This window comes from Klebsiella sp. K47, from assembly GCF_051858335.1.
Taxonomy (GTDB): Bacteria; Pseudomonadota; Gammaproteobacteria; order Enterobacterales; family Enterobacteriaceae; genus Klebsiella; species Klebsiella pneumoniae.
On record NZ_JBPYUI010000364.1, the window covers coordinates 1 to 228 of the forward strand.

General features: G+C 64.0%; 1 protein-coding gene. It reads left to right on the top strand.

From position 1 onward, the window contains the following. Window positions 1-228 (top strand): hypothetical protein (locus RRF55_RS28395; protein WP_439419355.1); only part of this gene is annotated, 228 nt, incomplete at both ends.

Genomic DNA, 228 nt, shown 5'->3' on the forward strand with positions numbered 1-228 from the left:
GGTCACAGGCCTGTCCCTGATACCGGGCCTGATACCAGCCAGGGCGAATGCGCAGGCGAACCGGCAAAAAACCTATGGCGTCGTCGAAATCCGGCGGGGCGGAATGAGCGTCGCAGCCTACCGGTTTGACCGTGACCAGCTGGGCCGACGAAAGCTTTCAGGCTTCGAGCGCATGGCGCCGGAACCCACCGGCAAGGCCTTCGTGGAAACCGAACTGGCCAGCCCACT